We start from the raw sequence: 2,032 nt of genomic DNA, 5'->3' as shown, positions 1-2,032 counted from the left end.
GGGGCACGGCACGCCGCTGCGCTGAGTGGGGGCGGTAGGGTTGGATGGGCAGCTATTGGTGGGGTAGAACGGCACTGACGCGGGTATTCGTGTGGCTAATGTGCGGCGGCCCCTGCTGCGCCATCTGAAAACTGCGGCCTTGTAGCACTCACGAATTCGAGTTGTTCAGGACATCCCCAGAACCCAAGGGCACTCAAAAGTCGAGCCCAGAGCCTGAACTGCTCAGCGGGGTCTAGACAAAGCTAATGAGAATTAATATCATTTATTCGCCTGAGTACGCACACCCTGTCCACCGCAAAAGGCTCCTCCAAGGAGTTTTGCCATGGACTTTGGCACACCGCAGCCAAGCCAGTCTCCACCCGCGAGCAGTGTTCCGCCTACACCCGCCACCTTGCCTCAGTGGGAGCGCGCCATGCAGCGCGCCCGCGCTGCCGGGCAGATGGGCCAGATGGCCATGGCGTTAGCGTTTGAGCAGCAGGCGTTGGCACTGGCTTTGCGCCTGGTGCAGCAAACGCCCCCGGCGGGGCGTGAGGACGATTGCATTGCGGCCCTGGTGGTGTCGCACCTGAACGTGGCCGACTTGCAGGTGCAGGCGGCTGAGCCCGACGCGGCGGCGCGTTTGCTGAGCAGCGCCCATGGGCTGCTGCAGAGCCTGATGGCGGATGGCCGGTGTAGCGTCGCGCTGCGCCAGGCGGCGTGGCGGCATGGGCGTGAAACACATGCTGCCTTGTTCGCCCATGTGCGCAGCCATGGCCTGCATCCCGCCATTGCCCAGGCGCTTGCCGAGGACGGACCCTTTGGGCGGTCGTCCTGACGGCGACCCGGCCACCTTGCCGTTGTGACCCGGATTGCGTTTTGTCCCGTCCTCCCGCACCGGCCTGCGCTGCCCGCACCGGAGGTCTTCCTTTCGTCCTTCTTTCAACCCGACCGAAGCAACCATGCCTTACACCTTGCCCGCCTTGCCCTATGCCTACGACGCGCTGGAGCCGCACATCGACGCACGCACGATGGAGATCCACCACACCAAGCACCACCAGGCCTACATCCACAACCTGAACGCCGTGCTGGAGGGCTCGCCCCATGCCGATCTGCCCATTGATGAACTGGTGGCGCGGCTGGTGTTGCTGCCCGAAAACCTGCAGGGCCCCGTGCGCAACAACGGCGGCGGGCATGCCAATCACAGCCTGTTCTGGCGCGTGATGTCGCCCCAGGGCGGCGGGCAGCCCGAGGGTGCACTGGCGCGCGCCATCGACACCGATCTGGGCGGGTTTGCCGCGTTCAAGGATGCGTTCACCAAAGCCGCGCTCACGCGGTTTGGCAGCGGCTGGGCCTGGCTGTGTGTGGGCGCGGCGGGCCAGCTGGTGGTGGAGAGCACGGGCAACCAGGACAGCCCGCTGATGGCGGGGGTGATGTCGGGCAACACCCCGATCCTGGGGCTGGATGTGTGGGAGCACGCCTATTACCTGCAGTACCAGAACCGCCGCCCAGAGTACATCGCGGCGTTCTACAACGTGATCGACTGGGCCGAGGTGGCGCGCCGCTTTGCGCTTGCCCGGGCGTGATGCTTCGCCCAGCGATTGCACCCCTGTCCCGATAGCACCTGTTGCCCACACCCGCTGTCTATACCCTGAGCCGCCATGCAGATGCCGCCCACTTCGCCCGACACCGCATTGGAATCCCCTGTGCTCACCGCTGAATGTGTGACCGCGCCCGCAAGGCGCGCCGTGGTCTTGCGCTGGCGGCAGTGGCTGGGCTTGGGCATTGTGCTGCTGGGCATCGTGGCCGCCGCTGCCCAGGCATGGCAATGGATTGCCAGCCAGCCAACGGTCGAGGCTGCCTGGTGGGGCGGCCTGGTGGCCGCTGTGGCCACCGCTTTGGGCACGCTGCCGGTGCTGTTGTCACAGCGCCTGTCAGAGCGCGCACAAGACACGCTGTTTGGCTTTGGCGCGGGCGTGATGTTGGCGGCCTGCGCGTTCTCGCTGATCATCCCGGGCATTCACACGGCGCGCGGGGCAGGGGCGGGCGCTTGGGG

2 protein-coding genes and 1 pseudogene are annotated in these 2,032 nt (G+C 66.1%); all 3 read left to right on the top strand.

Annotated elements, in window-relative coordinates:
- The first annotated feature begins 322 nt into the window (after window positions 1-322).
- The gene (locus DBR12_RS12035; RefSeq protein ID WP_146185525.1) at window positions 323-814 is read left to right on the top strand and encodes a hypothetical protein; all 492 of its coding nucleotides are present in this window, start codon (window positions 323-325) and stop codon (window positions 812-814) included.
- Window positions 815-938: 124 nt separating this feature from the next.
- Window positions 939-1,562 carry a superoxide dismutase gene (locus DBR12_RS12030; RefSeq protein ID WP_108617457.1) on the top strand — a complete coding sequence of 208 codons (624 nt, stop codon included), beginning with the start codon at window positions 939-941 and terminating at the stop codon, window positions 1,560-1,562.
- A 75-nt stretch (window positions 1,563-1,637) separates the two neighbouring features.
- Window positions 1,638-2,032, top strand: a pseudogene (locus tag DBR12_RS12025) (ZIP family metal transporter); the annotation flags it as partial.

Origin of the sequence: Acidovorax sp. HMWF029 (assembly GCF_003060895.1) — a bacterium.
In the GTDB taxonomy this organism is placed as follows: Bacteria; Pseudomonadota; Gammaproteobacteria; order Burkholderiales; family Burkholderiaceae_C; genus Acidovorax.
The sequence above is the reverse complement of the archived record's forward strand: the minus strand, read 5'-3'. Positions and strand labels throughout refer to the sequence as shown.

Bases quoted from the DNA above. Each gene is read 5' to 3' on its own strand.
- DBR12_RS12035 (WP_146185525.1), top strand. From the start codon at position 323: ATGGACTTTGGCACACCGCAGCCAAGCCAGTCTCCACCCGCGAGCAGT.
- DBR12_RS12030 (WP_108617457.1), top strand. From the start codon at position 939: ATGCCTTACACCTTGCCCGCCTTGCCCTATGCCTACGACGCGCTGGAG.